Origin of the sequence: Alicyclobacillus acidiphilus NBRC 100859, assembly GCF_001544355.1 — a bacterium.
GTDB lineage: Bacteria > Bacillota > Bacilli > Alicyclobacillales > Alicyclobacillaceae > Alicyclobacillus > Alicyclobacillus acidiphilus.
The window spans coordinates 1-16725 of the sequence record NZ_BCQI01000069.1; the positions used below are offsets into that span (position 1 = coordinate 1).

Annotated in this window: 13 protein-coding genes; 8 read left to right on the forward strand and 5 right to left on the reverse strand. The window is 51.5% G+C overall.

Annotation, left to right across the window (positions count from 1 at the left end; genetic code table 11):
- Positions 1 to 20: 20 nt before the first annotated feature.
- The 7 genes from AAC01S_RS20285 to AAC01S_RS15930 all read left to right on the forward strand — a co-directional run bounded on the left by AAC01S_RS20285 (position 21) and on the right by AAC01S_RS15930 (position 7222).
- Positions 21 to 224: a substrate-binding domain-containing protein gene (locus tag AAC01S_RS20285; RefSeq protein ID WP_370670835.1), complete on the forward strand. Its 204-nt coding sequence runs from the start codon at positions 21 to 23 to the stop codon at positions 222 to 224.
- Between the two features lie 44 nt (positions 225 to 268).
- On the forward strand, positions 269 to 886 hold the full coding sequence (locus tag AAC01S_RS15905; RefSeq protein WP_067624679.1) for a YesL family protein: 618 nt from the start codon (positions 269 to 271) through the stop codon (positions 884 to 886).
- Between the two features lie 15 nt (positions 887 to 901).
- A complete protein-coding gene (locus AAC01S_RS15910; RefSeq protein ID WP_245630257.1) occupies positions 902 to 1843 on the forward strand; it encodes a carbohydrate ABC transporter permease in 942 nt (313 codons plus the stop codon).
- Between the two features lie 174 nt (positions 1844 to 2017).
- A complete protein-coding gene (locus tag AAC01S_RS15915; protein ID WP_169794074.1) occupies positions 2018 to 3289 on the forward strand; it encodes an ABC transporter substrate-binding protein in 1272 nt (423 codons plus the stop codon).
- A gap of 61 nt (positions 3290 to 3350) precedes the next feature.
- Complete coding sequence (locus AAC01S_RS15920) at positions 3351 to 4235, forward strand: carbohydrate ABC transporter permease (protein WP_067624685.1); 885 nt, start codon at positions 3351 to 3353, stop codon at positions 4233 to 4235.
- A gap of 114 nt (positions 4236 to 4349) precedes the next feature.
- Complete coding sequence (locus AAC01S_RS15925) at positions 4350 to 5858, forward strand: alpha-glucosidase/alpha-galactosidase (RefSeq protein WP_067624688.1); 1509 nt, start codon at positions 4350 to 4352, stop codon at positions 5856 to 5858.
- A gap of 62 nt (positions 5859 to 5920) precedes the next feature.
- Positions 5921 to 7222: an alpha-glucosidase/alpha-galactosidase gene (locus AAC01S_RS15930; RefSeq protein ID WP_067624691.1), complete on the forward strand. Its 1302-nt coding sequence runs from the start codon at positions 5921 to 5923 to the stop codon at positions 7220 to 7222.
- A gap of 134 nt (positions 7223 to 7356) precedes the next feature.
- Here the strand turns inward: AAC01S_RS15930 and AAC01S_RS15935 are convergent, their stop codons facing one another.
- Genes AAC01S_RS15935 through AAC01S_RS15955 form a run of 5 tightly spaced genes read right to left on the reverse strand, consistent with a single transcriptional unit; the run spans position 7357 to position 14694 of the window.
- Complete coding sequence (locus AAC01S_RS15935; RefSeq protein ID WP_067624694.1) at positions 7357 to 9330, reverse strand: glycoside hydrolase family 127 protein; 1974 nt, start codon at positions 9328 to 9330, stop codon at positions 7357 to 7359.
- Positions 9331 to 9382: 52 nt separating this feature from the next.
- Positions 9383 to 10714 (reverse strand): sn-glycerol-1-phosphate dehydrogenase, encoded by a 1332-nt coding sequence (locus tag AAC01S_RS15940; RefSeq protein WP_067624697.1) that lies wholly within the window; start codon positions 10712 to 10714, stop codon positions 9383 to 9385.
- 24 nt (positions 10715 to 10738) lie between these two features.
- The gene (locus tag AAC01S_RS15945) at positions 10739 to 11434 is read right to left on the reverse strand and encodes an L-ribulose-5-phosphate 4-epimerase (protein ID WP_067624700.1); all 696 of its coding nucleotides are present in this window, start codon (positions 11432 to 11434) and stop codon (positions 10739 to 10741) included.
- 35 nt (positions 11435 to 11469) lie between these two features.
- Positions 11470 to 12957, reverse strand: coding sequence for an L-arabinose isomerase (gene araA, locus AAC01S_RS15950; protein WP_370670836.1), 1488 nt, complete (start codon positions 12955 to 12957; stop codon positions 11470 to 11472).
- 36 nt (positions 12958 to 12993) lie between these two features.
- A complete protein-coding gene (locus tag AAC01S_RS15955) occupies positions 12994 to 14694 on the reverse strand; it encodes a ribulokinase (protein WP_067624705.1) in 1701 nt (566 codons plus the stop codon).
- Positions 14695 to 15083: 389 nt separating this feature from the next.
- On the opposite strand from AAC01S_RS15955, the gene AAC01S_RS15960 reads away from it, so the two are divergent.
- Positions 15084 to 16592 (forward strand): sugar ABC transporter ATP-binding protein, encoded by a 1509-nt coding sequence (locus AAC01S_RS15960; RefSeq protein ID WP_067624708.1) that lies wholly within the window; start codon positions 15084 to 15086, stop codon positions 16590 to 16592.
- Positions 16593 to 16725 lie beyond the last annotated feature (133 nt).

The window sequence follows — 16725 nt, forward strand, 5'->3', positions numbered from 1 at the left end:
CGGATTCAGGTGATATAGAGATTGCCCAATTTATTACTCCTCCGCTGACAACCATAAGAGTGTGCACAGAGACGATGGGGAGATTAGGAGCAAAGCTGCTGAGTGACCAGTTGAATGGTCGAGACACTCCGGTCACTGTCACAGTTTCGACTCAGTTAGTGGAACGGGGAACCTGCTCTTTGCCTCGGGGGAGCGCACTCAACAACGTTCTATCCCCCAATTAGATATGATTGGAGTTTTCGCAAAGGGAGAAAGGAGGGTGAGGAATATGTGGAAAGAGCGCATTTTTGCAGGATGGCATCGTGTCGGGACGCTTGTTGCCAATATTTTTTTACTAAATTTATTGTGGATGATTTGCTGCTTGCCGATTATCACAATACCTCCGAGTACTGCAGCGCTGTTTGCTACGGTACGTGGTTGGATGGACGGCGACGAACGGGTAATCGGCCTCTACTTTGCCGGTTGGAGAAAGCACCTGAAGATCAGCTACGTCGTAGGCATTCCGACTCTGTTGATTGCGTGTCTTTTATTTTGGGAGCTCGAATATTACGCAAGAAACCACGGCGACGTTTCACTGATGATGTTAGGCATTTGCGCAGGTTTTGCCATCGTTTTTCTCGCTGCCGTCATGCACCTTGGACCGGTGCTAGTCTCCGTAGAGCTATCGTCGTGGAAATTGGTACAGTTGGTGTTCTTGACTGGGGTAAGAAACTTCTTTGTATCTATTGTAAGCGTTTTCCTTGCTTGGACGCTGGTTATTCTGGCGGTTGTGATAACGAAGGTGGGGCTTGTAATTGGGATTGTACCAGTTGCCGCGTGGTTCAATTGCTACGTGAGCATGAGATGTTTGCAGTCGCGTCAAAAGAGATACCCACAAATCGACTGAAGAGTAGGTGATTTGGTGAGTTACTCAAATGAAGTCGTGGCTCTGCAGAAGTCGAGAAAGCGCATTCACGTCAATCGTGCGCGGGTTCGAAGAAATCGAATCACAGGTTGGTTGTTCATTTCTCCATGGGTGATTGGCTTTTTAGCCTTTGCGTTGTTTCCGTTTTTGGCATCTCTCTACTACAGTTTTACAAACTACGATATCATCTCGTCGCCGTCTTGGATCGGTTTGCAAAACTATTCAAAGTTGATGCATGATCCAATATTTTGGCAGTCGCTTTACAACACGCTCTACTACACGATTTTCTCGGTTCCACTTTCGACGATTGTAGCCCTGGCTATCGCGCTGCTCCTCAATATGAACGTGCGTGGACGAACCATCTATCGCACCGTGTTCTATTTACCAGCTATCGTCCCATTTGTGGCGTCATCCGTGCTCTGGATTTGGTTGTTCAACCCATCCTTTGGCTTTATTGATGCGTTGCTGCGCGCTATTGGACTGCCAGCGCCAGGCTGGCTCTATTCGGTGCATTGGGTAAAACCGTCCTTTATCCTAATGAGCCTTTGGGGAGTTGGGCAGACGGTCGTGATTTACCTAGCGGGATTGCAAGGAGTGGCCAAAGAGCTCTACGAGGCCGCCATCATTGAGGGCGCCAATGCTTGGCAACGTGCCGTTAAAATTACGATTCCAATGATAAGCCCTGTGATTCTGTTCAACGTGATTATGGGGTTAATCGGGTCTTTCCAATTTTTTACGCAAGCTTATGTCATGACGCAAGGCGGACCTGATAACGCGTCCATGTTTTTCGCGCTCTACTTGTACCAGCAGGCATTCCAGTTCCTTCACCTAGGCTACGCTTCTGCCATGGCTTGGCTGTTATTCGTTCTGATTCTCATTGTCACTGTACTGGTCTATAGGGGATCCGCCAAGTGGGTCTACTATGGCTCGGATCAATGACGGTACAGACCGAAGGGTTGACATGAATCTAGCTATCACTGTGCACTGCACAGTTGGAGCATACCCAAAATCCGAAAGGGGATTCATATGACGTTCAGGACATGGAAATGGAGAACTGGACTGCTATCCGTTGCAGTCGTCGGTGTTGGTACAGGTGTGCAAGGATTCGGAGCCATGCCAAACAACGCGCTCAGTTCCAATGTCAAGGCTGCATCGAGTGGCGGAGTCGTTCAACTGGAATACTGGAACATGTGGTCAGGACAGTGGGAAAAAGTCGTGCAAGACATGGTCAACGAGTTCAATGCGACACATCCCAATATTCACGTGAACATGCTCGCCGTTCCTTCTGCAAGCGGAGACCAAAAGCTATTGACCGCCATTGCGGCTGGCGATCCGCCTGACGTGTTCACGGAGTGGAACGCTTCGATAGGCGCTTTTGCAGCCAAAGGCGCCGTTATGAACCTGGATAAGTTTATGACTGGAAAATACGCCGGATTAAAAAAGTGGTTCTACCCTGCGGTCACAAAATTTGGAACCTACAATGGCAGCCTCTACGCAATGCCGTGGACTGAAAACACGTATGCCCTGTATTACAACAAGACTATCATGAAGCAAAGTGGTCTAAATCCCAACAAGCCACCGAAGACGCTGGATCAGCTGTGGGCTGATCAGGACAAAGAATGGAAGATTGGGAACGGCGGTGTTGTGACACAAGTTGGATTTTATCCCGGGTCAAACTTCGAACAGCTGATGCCAGCATTCGGGCTTAGTGAAACGGATCTATTCACCAATGGCAAATACAATCTTCTCAATTCCAAGGCTCTAGCGGACATGTCTTGGATAGCCAAGTTCAAAAAGTACCCATATTCACAGGTCAGTGCATTTGAAAACGGGTTGAACGCTGCTGCGGGCGGATCGACAGATGCGTTCGACATTGGCAAGCAGGGCTTTACGATTTCAGGTATGTGGGAGATGGGACAAATCCAACAGGATGACCCGAGCTTGAGTTATGGGGTCATACCCATCCCAGCTGCACCCGGTGGCAACGCAAATGCCACTTGGATCAACGGCAATTACAACATGATTCCAAAAGGCGCCAAACATCCACAGCAAGCCTTCGAATTTATCTCGTGGTTGGCAGGGTATCAGAATGCAGCATGGGCTGCAAAAGCCTATCCCACGGGTGGATGGGTTCCGAACTCACCTGAAATTACCAAACAGCCGGCATACCAGAAGTGGCTTTCTGAAGACCCATTGCGCAAACAGTTTGTCAACGTCTTGAACAACCCAAAGGATACGACGGATCCCGTTACACCGGCAGCGATGCTATATCAAACCGATCTGACAAATGCCGAGGATTATGCATTACAGGGCAAAATGAGCCCCAAGCAAGCTTTGACCTACTTGCAGAACCAAGCCAACCAAGAAATGAAACGTGACAAGTGAGGGCGTCGCCGCCTCCGCGCGGGGCGGCCGATTTTTGAGCGCATTTTAAGGAGGTGGCTGAATGAGTATCGAACCGGGATCGGTCGAGATCGGCAGTCAACGAGTAACCCAAACAGTAAGAGGGAAACGATACGCATCAAGTGCCCTGAAACACGGCATTCTCATCTTGTTGGGAATTTTGTTCATCTTCCCTCTGTTCTGGATGATCTCGACATCGCTCAAGCCGAGTTTTCAGCAAATGGTGTGGCCGCCCATTTGGATACCCCATCCTTTTCAATGGGGAAACTATCCGAGTGCGATGCAGTTTGAGCCGTTCTTACACTATATTCTTAATACGCTTTACTACTGTGTCGGTTCGGTGATAGGGACTGTATTGTCCTGCAGCGTAGTCGCCTATGGATTTGCACGTATTGAGTTCCCGGAACGGGGATTCCTATTTTTCCTGATGCTTGCGACGATGATGCTTCCGTTTCAGGTCACGATGATTCCGCTATTTGTCCTTTTCAAGAGCATCGGTTGGGTAGGATCGTTCAAGCCGCTCATCATTCCGTCGTTTTTCGGTAATGCGTTTCAGATATTCCTGCTTCGACAATTCTTTATGACCATACCTCAGTCATTGTCTGAGGCTGCCTATATGGATGGCGCAAGTGAATTCAAAATATTTTATAGAATTATTTTGCCACTCGCCAAGCCTGCGTTGGCCACTGTTGCGCTGTTCCAGTTCATGTATTGCTGGAACGATTTTCTCGGACCGATTATCTACTTGAACAACTCTTCCCTATACACCATTTCGCTAGGGCTCCAGCAATATGTGAGCTCGTACGGCACGCAGTGGGGGTTGTTGATGGCCGCTTCGACCGTCGCCACATTGCCACTCATCATCCTGTACTTCTTAACGCAAAGAACGTTCATTCAAGGTATCTCGATCACGGGCCTCAAGGGATAACTTGGCGAAGGTTGAGGGAGGGATGTGATAGCCGAAATTTCCTGATTCAAGCATATTTCGGAAGCAGGTCGGGACTCCCCCAAGGGATTGCACTTCAGAAAGGATGGTCATGGGATGTCGTTCAAAATTGCCTTTGTTGGTGCAGGAAGTATCGGGTTCACCAGAGGGTTGCTGCGGGATCTGCTTTCTGTTCCTGAATTCGCTGACGTCGAAGTCGCATTTACGGATATCAATCCGCACAATCTCGACATGGTGACGCAGTTGTGCCAGCGGGATATCCGAGCAAGCGGGCTGAATATAGAGATATTGTCAACGACGGATCGGCGGGAGGCATTAGAAGGTGCTCGGTATGTTTTTGTTGTCGTACGTATCGGGGGACTCGACGCGTTTAGGCTGGATATCGACATTCCGCTGAAATACGGCGTCGACCAGTGTGTAGGCGACACATTGTGTGCGGGCGGAATTATGTATGGCCAACGCGGCATCGCCGAGATGCTTCAAATATGCAAAGACATTCGTGAGGTTGCCGAACCGGGATGCCTCATGCTCAATTATGCCAATCCAATGGCAATGATGACTTGGGCTTGCAATCAATATGGCGGGGTAAGGACGATTGGCCTCTGCCATGGAGTACAAGGCGGCCACGAACAAATTGCCAAAGCTCTGGGTCTTCCGAAGGACGAAGTAGACATTATCTGTGCGGGAATCAATCACCAGACGTGGTACATCCAGGTGAGGCACAAGGGAGAGGACCTTACCGGAAAATTGCTCGAAGCTTTCGAGAAACATCCGGAGTTTCGTCAGACCGAGAAGGTTCGCATCGATATGCTCAGGCGCTTCGGGTATTACAGTACAGAGTCCAATGGTCACTTAAGCGAGTATGTCCCATGGTATCGCAAGCGACCGGATGAAATTCGCGATTGGATCGATCTCGGAAGTTGGATTCACGGAGAGACTGGCGGTTACTTACGAGTATGCACGGAAGGGCGCAATTGGTTCGAAACGGATTTTCCGAACTGGATGAAGGATCCTGCGTTGGTGTACTCGAAAGAGACCCGAGGTCGTGAACACGGATCGTATATCATCGAAGGGCTCGAAACTGGCAGAGTGTATCGAGGTCATTTCAATGTCGTGAACAATGGCGTGATATCCAACTTGCCAGCGGATGCCGTGATTGAAGCGCCCGGCTATGTGGATGGCAATGGCATCAGCATTCCACATGTTGGAGATTTGCCATTAGGATGTGCTGCGGTTTGCAACGCCAGTATCTCAGTACAACGACTGGCGGTCGAAGCGGCCGTCCATGGAGATGATATTCTGCTCCGTCAGGCGATGATGATGGATCCACTCGTTGGGGCGGTGTGCAATCCGCCGGAAATTTGGCAAATGGTCGATGAATTGCTGGTTGCAGAAGAACAATGGCTGCCACAATACGGCAAGGCTATCGTGGAGGCGAAAGAGCGACTGAAGTCGGGCAATTTGCTTCCCACACGCGACTATCAAGGAGCAGCACGACTGAGGGTGAAGACGGTGGAAGAAATGCGGAAGGACAGGGATGCTGCGAATAGGAATGCTGGTGAGTCAGACAAAGCTCAAGAACGGCCCGCATTGAACCCGCAATAAGCGAATATGAAGCTGTTGGTCATGGTTTTCATCATATCTCTGGAAGGTTGGGGTTCATTCCAATGAACAAAATTACATTTATCGGCGCCGGGAGTACCGTGTTTGCCAAGAACGTGTTAGGGGACAGCATGTTGACACCAGCGCTCCAGGACTTTGAGTTCGCGCTCTACGACATCGATCTGGAGCGGCTGAACGACTCTGAAAAGATGCTGAACAACCTGAAAGCGAGTACGCAGAGCCGTGTACACATCCGGGCGTACCGGGATCGAAAAGATGCGCTGCAGGGTGCCAAGTACGTGATTAATGCGATTCAGGTCGGCGGTTACGACCCTTGCACAATTACCGATTTTGAGATTCCAAAGAAGTATGGGTTGCGTCAGACCATCGCCGATACGGTAGGGATTGGGGGCATATTCCGAAATCTGCGGACGATACCGGTGATGCTTGAGATTGCGAGAGATATGCAAGATGTCTGCCCGGATGCACTGTTTTTGAACTACACCAACCCAATGGCTGTCTTGACCAACGTCATGAATACGTACGGTGGGATCACCACCGTCGGACTGTGCCACAGTGTTCAAGTCTGTGTTCCGCATTTGTTTGAGAGCCTGGGTATGGACCCCACCGGCGTACAATCGAAGATCGCTGGCATTAACCATATGGCATGGCTCCTTGAGGTCACCAAGGACGGGGAAGACCTGTATCCAGAGATCAAACGGCGCGCTCGTGAGAAACAACTCGAGAAGCACCATGACATGGTGCGCTTTGAACTCATGTTGCGCTTCGGTTACTATGTGACGGAATCCTCAGAGCACAATGCCGAATACCATCCCTACTTCATCAAGAAAAACTATCCAGAGTTGATCGAACGATTCAATATTCCGCTGGATGAGTATCCAAGACGGTGCGTGAACCAAATCAATCGCTGGAAGAGCATGCGGGAAGAGTTGGTTCAAAACGCGCAATTGACGCATCAACGGACACATGAGTACGCCTCGTATATTATGGAAGCTATCGAGACGAACGTGCCGTTCAAGATCGGAGCCAATGTCATGAACACGGGATTGATTCCAAATCTTCCTGCACAGGCGTGCGTTGAGGTTCCTTGCCTCGTGGATGCAAGCGGTGTGACGCCGACGTATGTCGGGAATTTGCCGCCTCAGTGCGCGGCGCTGAACAGGACCAACATCAACACGCAACTGCTCACGATTGAAGCCGCGATAACCCGAAAGCGGGATCATATCTACCATGCCGCAATGTTGGATCCGCATACGTCAGCTGAGTTGTCCATCGACGACATCGTGGCGCTTTGCGACGATCTCATCGAGGCACATGGAAGCTGGCTTCCAGAGTTCAAATCGTAACGATATCTCGTAACGAACGGTGTCCGTGTGAATCTCATAGGAGGCTGGCCTGAAGGCGGCGCAAGCTGCCGGACGCCAGCCTCCAGACCCTTGATGCGCGGTGTACCTGAGGCAATCGAGGTCGATGTACGGCTTCATGTCGCGCGCACACGAACCCAGACCGCCATTTCTCCGGGTTCTCGATTCCCCCAAAGGTAATATGGGATGGCCTTCAATGTCTTCTTCCCCGGAGCATTCAATTCGGCCAGTGGGCGATAGAGTGTGTGGTCTTGCCAAGAATGTCGATCATCGGCGTAACCGTCTGTCTCGATCACGACAAGGCCACTGAACTCATGGTCGGTACGCGATCTCAACTGCGCTGTCGGGTCGATGGACAATGTGGAGAGCGCGCTGCCGTTGTCCGTTTCCTCAAAGCAATAGACAAGCGGTCCACGCACAAGCGCCGCTTTGCCTCCATTGGCCCTCACCTCTGGGTGTGCCGAGATCCATTGCGCTTCCATCCACAGCTTCCATTCGACGACGTCTCCCTCGGTCCAACGTCGGCAGAGGATCGCGTAGCCGTCCACCGTGTCGTACTTGACAAGTTCGCCATTCACCTTCATGACGGCTTGACCGTTGGACCAGGCAGGAACGCGAAAGGCCAGCGTAAATTCACGGTTCGGTACGGTGGAGAGCTCGAATCTTACATCGCCATGCCACGGAAGCCGCGAGATTTGGTGAAGTTCCACTCGGCCAGCGTCGAGATCGAACGCCCCTTCACTGCCGATGAATAAGTGGGTGTAGATGGTGTCGCTGGCTTCATCCACCGTGTAGATGTACTGGTTTAAGGAACTTAACAGACGCGCCACGTTTGGCGGACAACACGCGCAGCCAAACCACTTCTGACGCGTGGGTTTCACATGCTTTCTGTCCGGATTCGCTGCCGAGGCGTTTGGCCAGACCTCCAGAGGGTTGACATAGAAATAACGCTTGCCGTCCTGCGACATGCTGCCGATCACGTTGTTGTACAACGCGCGTTCCAAGACATCCGCATACTCGCTCTTTGCCTCTAGGGTCAGCATACGATGTGCAAAAAAGATCAGGCCAATGGAAGCGCAAGTCTCCGCGTACACGGTATCGTTCGGCAGATCGTAATCGAAGGTGAACGCCTCGCCTTGATGCGTCGAACCAACGCCGCCTGTAATATACATCATCTTCTTCGTCGCGCTGTCCCACAGGCGATGGCATGCGTCTATCAACGCTTGTTCTCCCGTCAGATTCGCGATATCCGCCATGGCGGCATACATGTACATGGCGCGTACGGCATGGCCCGTCGCCACATCCTGTTCGCGCACGGGTTTGTGGGCCTGATTGTACGCGAGCTGGTCGATGGTCGGTATTGGCAGATTTTTCTTCGCCCAGTGACTGTACCCTTCGCGACGGCGGCATTCTTCGATGAAAAAATTCGGATCGGTGCCGCGTTCGTCGATGAAGAACTGTGCCAACTTCAAATAGCGTTCCTCGTTCGTGACCCTGTACAGCTTGACGAGGGCTAGTTCGATCTCCTGGTGGCCATCGTAGCCCCGAATCTGGCCTTCTTCACGACCAAATACCGTGTCGATATGGTCAGCCAGCTTGCAAGCCACTTCCAACAATCTACGCTTTCCCGTGGCTTGGTAATAGGCGACCGCCGCCTCAATCATATGACCAGCACAGTACAACTCATGGCATTCATACAGGTTTGTCCACTGATTTCCCGGTTCTTTGATGGTGTAGTACGTGTTGAGATAACCGTTTGGGTGTTGGGCGTTGGCAATGAGTTCAATGAATTCGTCTGCCATGTGTTCGAGCTTGGGATCAGGATGGTTCGCCAATGAATATCCCACAGCTTCAAGCCACTTTGCCGCATCGCTGTCTTGGAAGACCATGCCGCCAAATTCACCTTGCTCAAGTCCGGCGGCGATGCGGAAATTGCGGACTGCAAAGCTTGGATCGGCATCTGGAATATGGTCGTTCAGTGCTTCCCATTGATACGGGATGACCGTGTTTCGCACAAGGCTTTGATATCGCTCCCAAAATTCGTCGCGCAGCGTGACGCGCTTGTGATGCCGCTCATGCGCAGTAGACATCTTCGAATGCCCTCCTCGAACTACGAATAGATTCCGATCACGTAGATTTCGATCACGATTCCATGCATTCGTTGAAAACCCAATCGACCGCTTGCTCCAGGCTGCCTTGTCCTCGGAGAAAATCGAATATCGTGTAACGAGATCGAAGCTCATGGGCGTGCATAAACGTATCCCTCAACATGGTCGAGTTCAATTCGAGGAAGTTTCGCTTGAATGGGATGCCCATGATGTCGAGGGCTCGATGGGCTGTGTTGATCATGGACAGTTCGGGTTCCAGGGATTGTTTCAGCCCGGAAATATCGCCGAATTTGGCCGTCGTTTCCCGTTCGGCCAACCACGTTCGTTTCGCTTTCTGGGCCGACAAAATCTCAGTCGCGCCTTCTCGATAGAAGGCATGCACGTATTCCTTCCATTCGGCGGACAACCGCAGGGGAAGCGGTTGTGTCATCGTCTGCATGTTGGACATGAACTGGTAGAATCGGCTGGTCCAATGAACGGCGTATCCGACCTGCAGGCCGTGTGACGCATAGCGACGAACACCTTGGTATGCTAACAAATCCCAGTAGTGTGAGCAGTGGTGTTCGCTTCCGCTGCATGGACGGGAGTTGCCTACCATGGCCATCGCGATGCCTGCCTGAATGAGCCCTGAGAACAACTCGCGGACACGCTCCACATCTCGATCACGAAGCTGCTGTGCGTGATCCAGACAATCGCGCAAGGGCTTCAACACGAGTTCGTAGGATTCTTGACAAAAATATTCTCCATAGAGATAGGAGGACAGCTTCCAGTCGAGCAGCGACGTCACTTTTCCCAGTAAATCTCCGAAACCGGCTTGAATCAACGGCCACGGGGCGGCAGCGAGAATTCGGTCGTCCGCAAATATCGCCATGGGCGCATGGGATTCAAACGTTGTCTTCACGCCTGCGAATTGCATCGCGGCGACGCTGGACGCGTATCCGTCCATGGACGGCGCTGTCGCAAAGACGATGTACGGCAATCGTGCTTCAAAGGACGTGAATCGCGTTACATCGTTGATGGTGCCGCTTCCGACCGCAATCAACATGTGAGGCTTGCATTCCCCAATCGCCGTTCGCACAGCCGCCACTGCGTCTTCGTCTGGATGTAAGTCGCCGGTATGTTCAAACCACTGTGGGCCGCATGACATGCCAACATCCGTTAACCGTTGATAGAGTGCGGCACCGCCTGCTTGTTTCGTGTTGTTGTCGCCGACCACAAGAACACGCTGGACGCCTTTCGCCTGAAGATAGGCACAGATTTCGTCGATGGCCCTCTCGGTCACGACGATCTGTTCGATGGGGACGAAGTGGGTTCTCCCGCACGAGCAAGCAAATGGCTGGTTGAGCATCTGCGAGGGTAACAACATCGTATGCGCCGCCTTTTCTCGATTTTATTGCTGGCCATAATAGGCATGGGCACCGTGTTTGCGAAGGTAGTGCTTATCGAGCAGCGTTTGCGATATGCGGGAAGCAGGCGGACCGAGTTGAATGGTGTGGTAGGCGAGTTTCGCCGCCTCCTCAAGGACGACCGCATTGTGCACCGCCTCCATGGCGTTGGTGCCCCAAGCGAAGGATGCGTGACTGTAGACGAGAATTCCAGGCAAGGCGAGCGGATCGAGTTGATGAGCCGCAATGGTTTCGACAATGACGTTTCCGGTCTCCATCTCGTAGTCCCTCAGAATCTCTTCGTCGGTGAGTGGGCGTGTGCATGGAATGTCGCCGTAGAAATAGTCGGCGTGCGTGGTGCCGAGGGCAGGGATGGGTTGCCCGGCTTGCGCAAAGATGGTGCCCCAGGGTGAGTGCGTGTGCACGATTCCGCCCAACTCCGGCAGTTCCCGGTATAAGACCATGTGCGTCGGTGTGTCAGACGACGGACGCAGACGTCCTTCAATCACGTTGCCGTCGAGATCGACCACCACCATATCGTCCCTGGTCAACGCCTCGTAAGGAACGCCGCTCGGTTTAATGACGAAGAGTCCACTCGCTCTATCGATCCCGCTCACATTGCCCCACGTGAACTTGACGAGTTGGTGACGGGGGAGTTCCAAGTTGGCTTCCAGCACGTCTTGCTTCAGGGACTCCAGCATCAATCCTCACCTCTTTTGCGCATTTTGAATGCGACTCATCTCCACATGATTTCGTTCCAACGGAGTTCGTCGCGTATCGACTGAACGGATTTTCCATTGCGAATGACAATGCATTCGATGCCCATCATGTCCGCGAAATCGATCATCTGCTCCACACTGACTCGATACGACATCACCGTGTGGTGCGCACCGCCGGCGTATATCCATGCTTCCGCGGATTCGCTGAGCGATGGCTGAGGCCGCCAGAGAACGCGCGCAACAGGCAGCTTCGGCATCGATTCAGTCGGTTGAACGGCTTCCACTTCATTGACAATCAGTCTGAACCGATGCCCCAAGTCGACCATCGTAGCCACGACGGCGGGACCGCTCTTGCCGTCGAAAATCAATCGGGCCGGAGGTTCTTTGCCGCCGATGGAGAGTGGATGGACTTCGATGCGCGGCCGATGCGCGGCGATGGTCGGGCATACTTCGAGCATGTGTGCGCCGAGGACCATCGGGTTGTCAGGGTCTAAATGATACGTGTAGTCCTCCATGAACGACGTCTCTTGGAATCCAGCCATGACTTTCATGACGCGTGTCAGTGCGGCGGTTTTCCAATCGCCTTCACCGCCGAATCCGAAACCATCCGCCATGAGCCTTTGTACAGCTAGGCCAGGGAGTTGCTTCAATCCGTGGAGATCCTCAAATGTGGTTGTGAATGCCCCAAAATTTCCGTCTTCGAGGAAAGTTCGCATTGCAATCTCCATTCGAGCTTGCTCACGTATCGCGTTCCATGCCGCCGTGTCGTTTCGTGTCTCAGGGGAAATGACATAAAGTTGCTCGTACGTGTCCAAAAGCGCATGGGTCTGCGCGTCGGTCACAGTCGCTAGGACATCCGCCAAATCCCCAATGCCATAGCCGTTGATGGACCAACCGAACTTGATTTGCGCCTCGACTTTATCTCCTTCAGTCACGGCAACTTCCCGCATGTTGTCTCCGAAACGCGCGACTTTCAGGCGCTTGCACTCCGCCACGCCTGCGGCAGTGTGCATCCAGTCGCCGATCCGCCGATGGATCCTCTGATCCGACCAATGGCCAACGATCACTTTGCGTCGCACGTTCATCCGGCTGCCGATGAATCCGAACTCTCGATCTCCGTGGGCGGATTGGTTTAGATTCATAAAGTCCATGTCGATGGTCGACCACGGAATGTCGCGATTGTACTGTGTATGGAGGTGCAGCATCGGTTTTCGAAGTTCCTTCAGTCCGGCAATCCACATCTTGGCTGGCGAGAACGTGTGCATCCAGCAGATGACACCTGCGCATGTGTCATCCTGGTTGGCTTCCAGACAGAGATGGCGAATTTGCTCAGGTGTGGACACCACGGTTTTAAACGTGACGGGATACGGCAAATGAGCCGTTTCGCCGAGAGCGCGAACCATCGCCACCGTCTGGTCCTCGACTTGTCGTAACGTTTCCTGTCCATAGAGATGCTGGCTGCCGGCGACGAACCAAAATTGTGATTGCGATTCTTTCGATGACATCATGTTCAACCTCGTTTCTTGTAGTGAAGTTCGTGGTTATGTGAATAGATGCGTGAGCGTTGTTTGTTTCGAAGTCTGTGAAGACCCAAGTCGCATCTCTTTGAGTCGATGCATCCAATCGGCGCGATCCCGGCCAAACATATCGTATAAATCCCAATAAATTTGGTACATGTCGCGATATTGACGATGACGGTCAGGGTCAGGGATGTAGGTTTTGAGGATGGGTGATGCAAGCTTGGGTATGGCCTCTTGAATGGAGTCAAAGCCACCCGCATTCGATCCCGCGGCGACAGCGCCGAATATCGCCGCCCCGCGTGCAGGCACTTCGGTGGACGAGCATACGGCGACCGGAAGTCCGCACACGTCAGCGTAAATTTGCATGAGAAGACTGCTCTTTTGAGCAACTCCACCGCAGGCGATCATGTTTGTGATTTCGATGCCGTGCTCCGCGAAATTGTCGAGAATCCGCTTGGTTCCAAACGCCGTTGATTCCAACAAGGTCCGGTACAGCTCGTGCGGCAAGGTTTTCAGTGTCAGTCCGACGATCACGCCGCTCAAATCCGCATCGCTCAAAATGCTTCGATTCCCGTTCCACCAGTCGAGCGCGATCAATCCGGATTCTCCCGGAGCAAGCACCTCTGCTTCCGATTCCAGGTACTCGTAGATGGACAGACCTTTTCGCTTTGCCTGTTCGCGTTCCTCGGGAGAGACGTACCTTTTCACAAACCACTCGAACATGTCGCCGACGGCAGCTTGGCCCGCCTCGTATCCGTAAAACCCCGGCAAAATCCCGTCTTTGACGACACCCGTAATTCCGGGCATGAGTATCTCCTGCTCGGTTATCGTCAAGTGGCAAATCGACGTACCCATGACCATGACAAACGTTCCCGGCGCTTGCAACCCGACGCTCGGAGCAGACACCATCGCGTCGACATTGCCGACTGCGACGGCCACGTTCGGACTCAGCCCGAGTTTGGACGCGACGTCCGGTCTGAGGCAGCTGGCTCGGGTACCCAACGGATAAAACAAATCTCCCAATTTTTCAGTCGGATTGAGAAAGTCAGGATTGACGGCTGCGAAAAACTCCCTTGGCGGAACACCCGTCTCTTCAGACCACATCGCCTTGTAGCCGGCGGTGCAAGAATTTCGACATTCGTTGCCAGTGAGGTACCAAACGACCCAATCTGTCGCTTCGACGAACCGAAACATGGCGTTGTATACATCTCTGTCCTGCTCAAACACTTCAATGAGTTTTGGGAAATACCACTCGGACGAAATTCGTCCGCCATACCGATGCAGAAACTCACAATTCAACTTGTTCGCCGCATCGTTGATTCTGTCGGCAATCGGCTGGGCTGCGTGATGTTTCCACAATTTCGGCCATGCGTGCGGCCGCTCTTGCCACCCGGGGAGGATGCACAATGGTACACCGTCTTCGTTCACCGGCAACACGGTGCACGACGTGAAATCCACGCCTAATCCAATGACCTCCGCCGGATTGATACCGCTTTCTTTAAGTACGGCGGGAATTCCGCGGTCCAAAACGTCGATGTAATCCAATGGATGTTGCAGCGCGAAATCGACGGGAAGTTTCGCACCGGTGGTTGGCAGAATCTCATCGATCACGCCATGCGCGTAAGGAACAACACTGACAGCCATTTCGCAGCCGTTGTCTATGTTCAGGAGGACCACTCGTCCTGATTGGGTCCCATAATCCACGCCGATTGTGTAAGGCATCTTGGATACCTCCTCCTTGGTAACCAATATTGATACGTACATTTTAATCGATTTTTTGAAATTCGTACATATTAATTTTAGGAGTACAGCCAGTTTTGTAGATACACAGAACATATTCCGGAATAAACGTTCGTATGACTAGCAGTGAAGTTTGCCGTGACGCTAACAGTTATTACTCTGTGCGTATCAAGCTTACTTTACATATAGGTATGATGGGTGCACCGGATGCGCTACCCTTGGTGGATTCATACGGATATTTTCGTATTACTCAATATGCACCCCCTTTTCGGGTGATAAGAATATGATGAATATTCGTTGACATCAAAACATGCGTATGTATAATTGGTGACGAAGAGGAAATTAAGGGGAGAGAATACGGGTGATAATTTGTGGCCGTTAACAAGGTATCTCTTGAAGGTGTTTCGAAAGCGTTTTCAGGAAATGTCGCCCTCAGAGACGTATTCATTGATTTTAGTGGTGGAGAAATTCATACCTTAATGGGTGAAAATGGGGCCGGTAAGTCAACTCTATTGAATGTACTTAGTGGGACGATCCAACCTGATCGGGGGAGGGTGATCATTAACGGGGCGGAGTATAGATTTGCGCAACCATTTGAAGCGCGAGATGCGGGGGTATCTATTGTCAGACAGGAGTTGAGTACGTTCCCGCACCTGACCGTTGGGGAGAACATTCTTGTAGGCCAATTACCGCAAAGGATTGGCATGATAGATAGGAAAACCCTAGAGAAAAGAGTGAATGACTATTTAGAGTTTTTTGGTGTCTCATTCAACTCTCGAACTCCAGTGAAGTCGTTAAGTATATCTGAACAGCAGATAGTAGAAATAATTCGTGGAGTAATGGTGGAAGGGGCTCACACATTCATTTTCGACGAGCCAACTTCGTCGCTGGGAAATTCCGACGTGCAAAAACTATTTAAACTGCTGAGGGAACTGCGCTCTCAAGGGAAGATAGTGATTTACGTAAGTCACAAATTTGACGAAGTGTTTCAAATCAGCGATAGAATCAGCGTCCTTCGAGATGGAGCACTTGTGGGAGCGGATGTCGTCTCGAACTTAACCACCGACTCTATTATAAGCATGATGGTCGGCCGTTCTATCGATAACATATACCCACCGCGAGCAACCTCTATCGGAGAGACCATTTTGGAGGTAACAGACCTAAATTCGGGACCGAAGTGTGTCGATGTTTCATTTGAAGTCCATCGAGGCGAAATTTATGGATTATTTGGACTGGTTGGTTCTGGAAGGACGGAAATTGCTAAGGCACTCATCGGTGCGGAGAGAAAAGACAAAGGGAGGATTGTGCTTAATGGAAAGACCATCAGGACGAACAGCATCCAGGATAGCATTCGTGCTGGACTGCTCTATTTGACTGAGGATAGGAAGATTGATGGTCTGTTCCTCAAGATGTCAGTCACGGACAATATTGTCGTTACAGACTTGCACGGTGTTTCACGATGGGGGATGGTGAAGCGTCGATTGGCGGACGAAGTTGCGTTGCAGGCGGTTGAAAGGCTCAGGGTGAAGACGAGATCCACCAATCAAGCAGTAAGGAGCCTTAGTGGGGGAAATCAACAAAAAGTAATGATTTTGAAATGGTTGCAGAGAAGACCCAAGGTGCTCATTTTGGATGAACCAACGAGGGGAATTGATGTCGGCGCAAAGGCCGAGATCCATGCACTTTTGAGACAGTTGGCTAATGCTGGAGTTGGCATCATTGTGATTTCTTCGGAACTACCGGAAATTATGGGGTTAAGCGATAGGATTGGAGTTGTGTACAACGGGAGAATCGTTGCAACACTTCAAGGAGAAGACGCTGTAGAAGACACAGTCATGTTCTACGCGTCGGGCTTGAGCCAAGATAGGAAATTGGGGTGAAGTCAGTGTCGGTGCAATTGAGCCCAGAAAAGAACGACGAATTGAAAACAACAAATCTCTTAGTCAGGCTGGCGGGAATACGTGAGATCACGATATTGGCAGTTATAGTGTTATTTGTAATTGTATTAGGTTC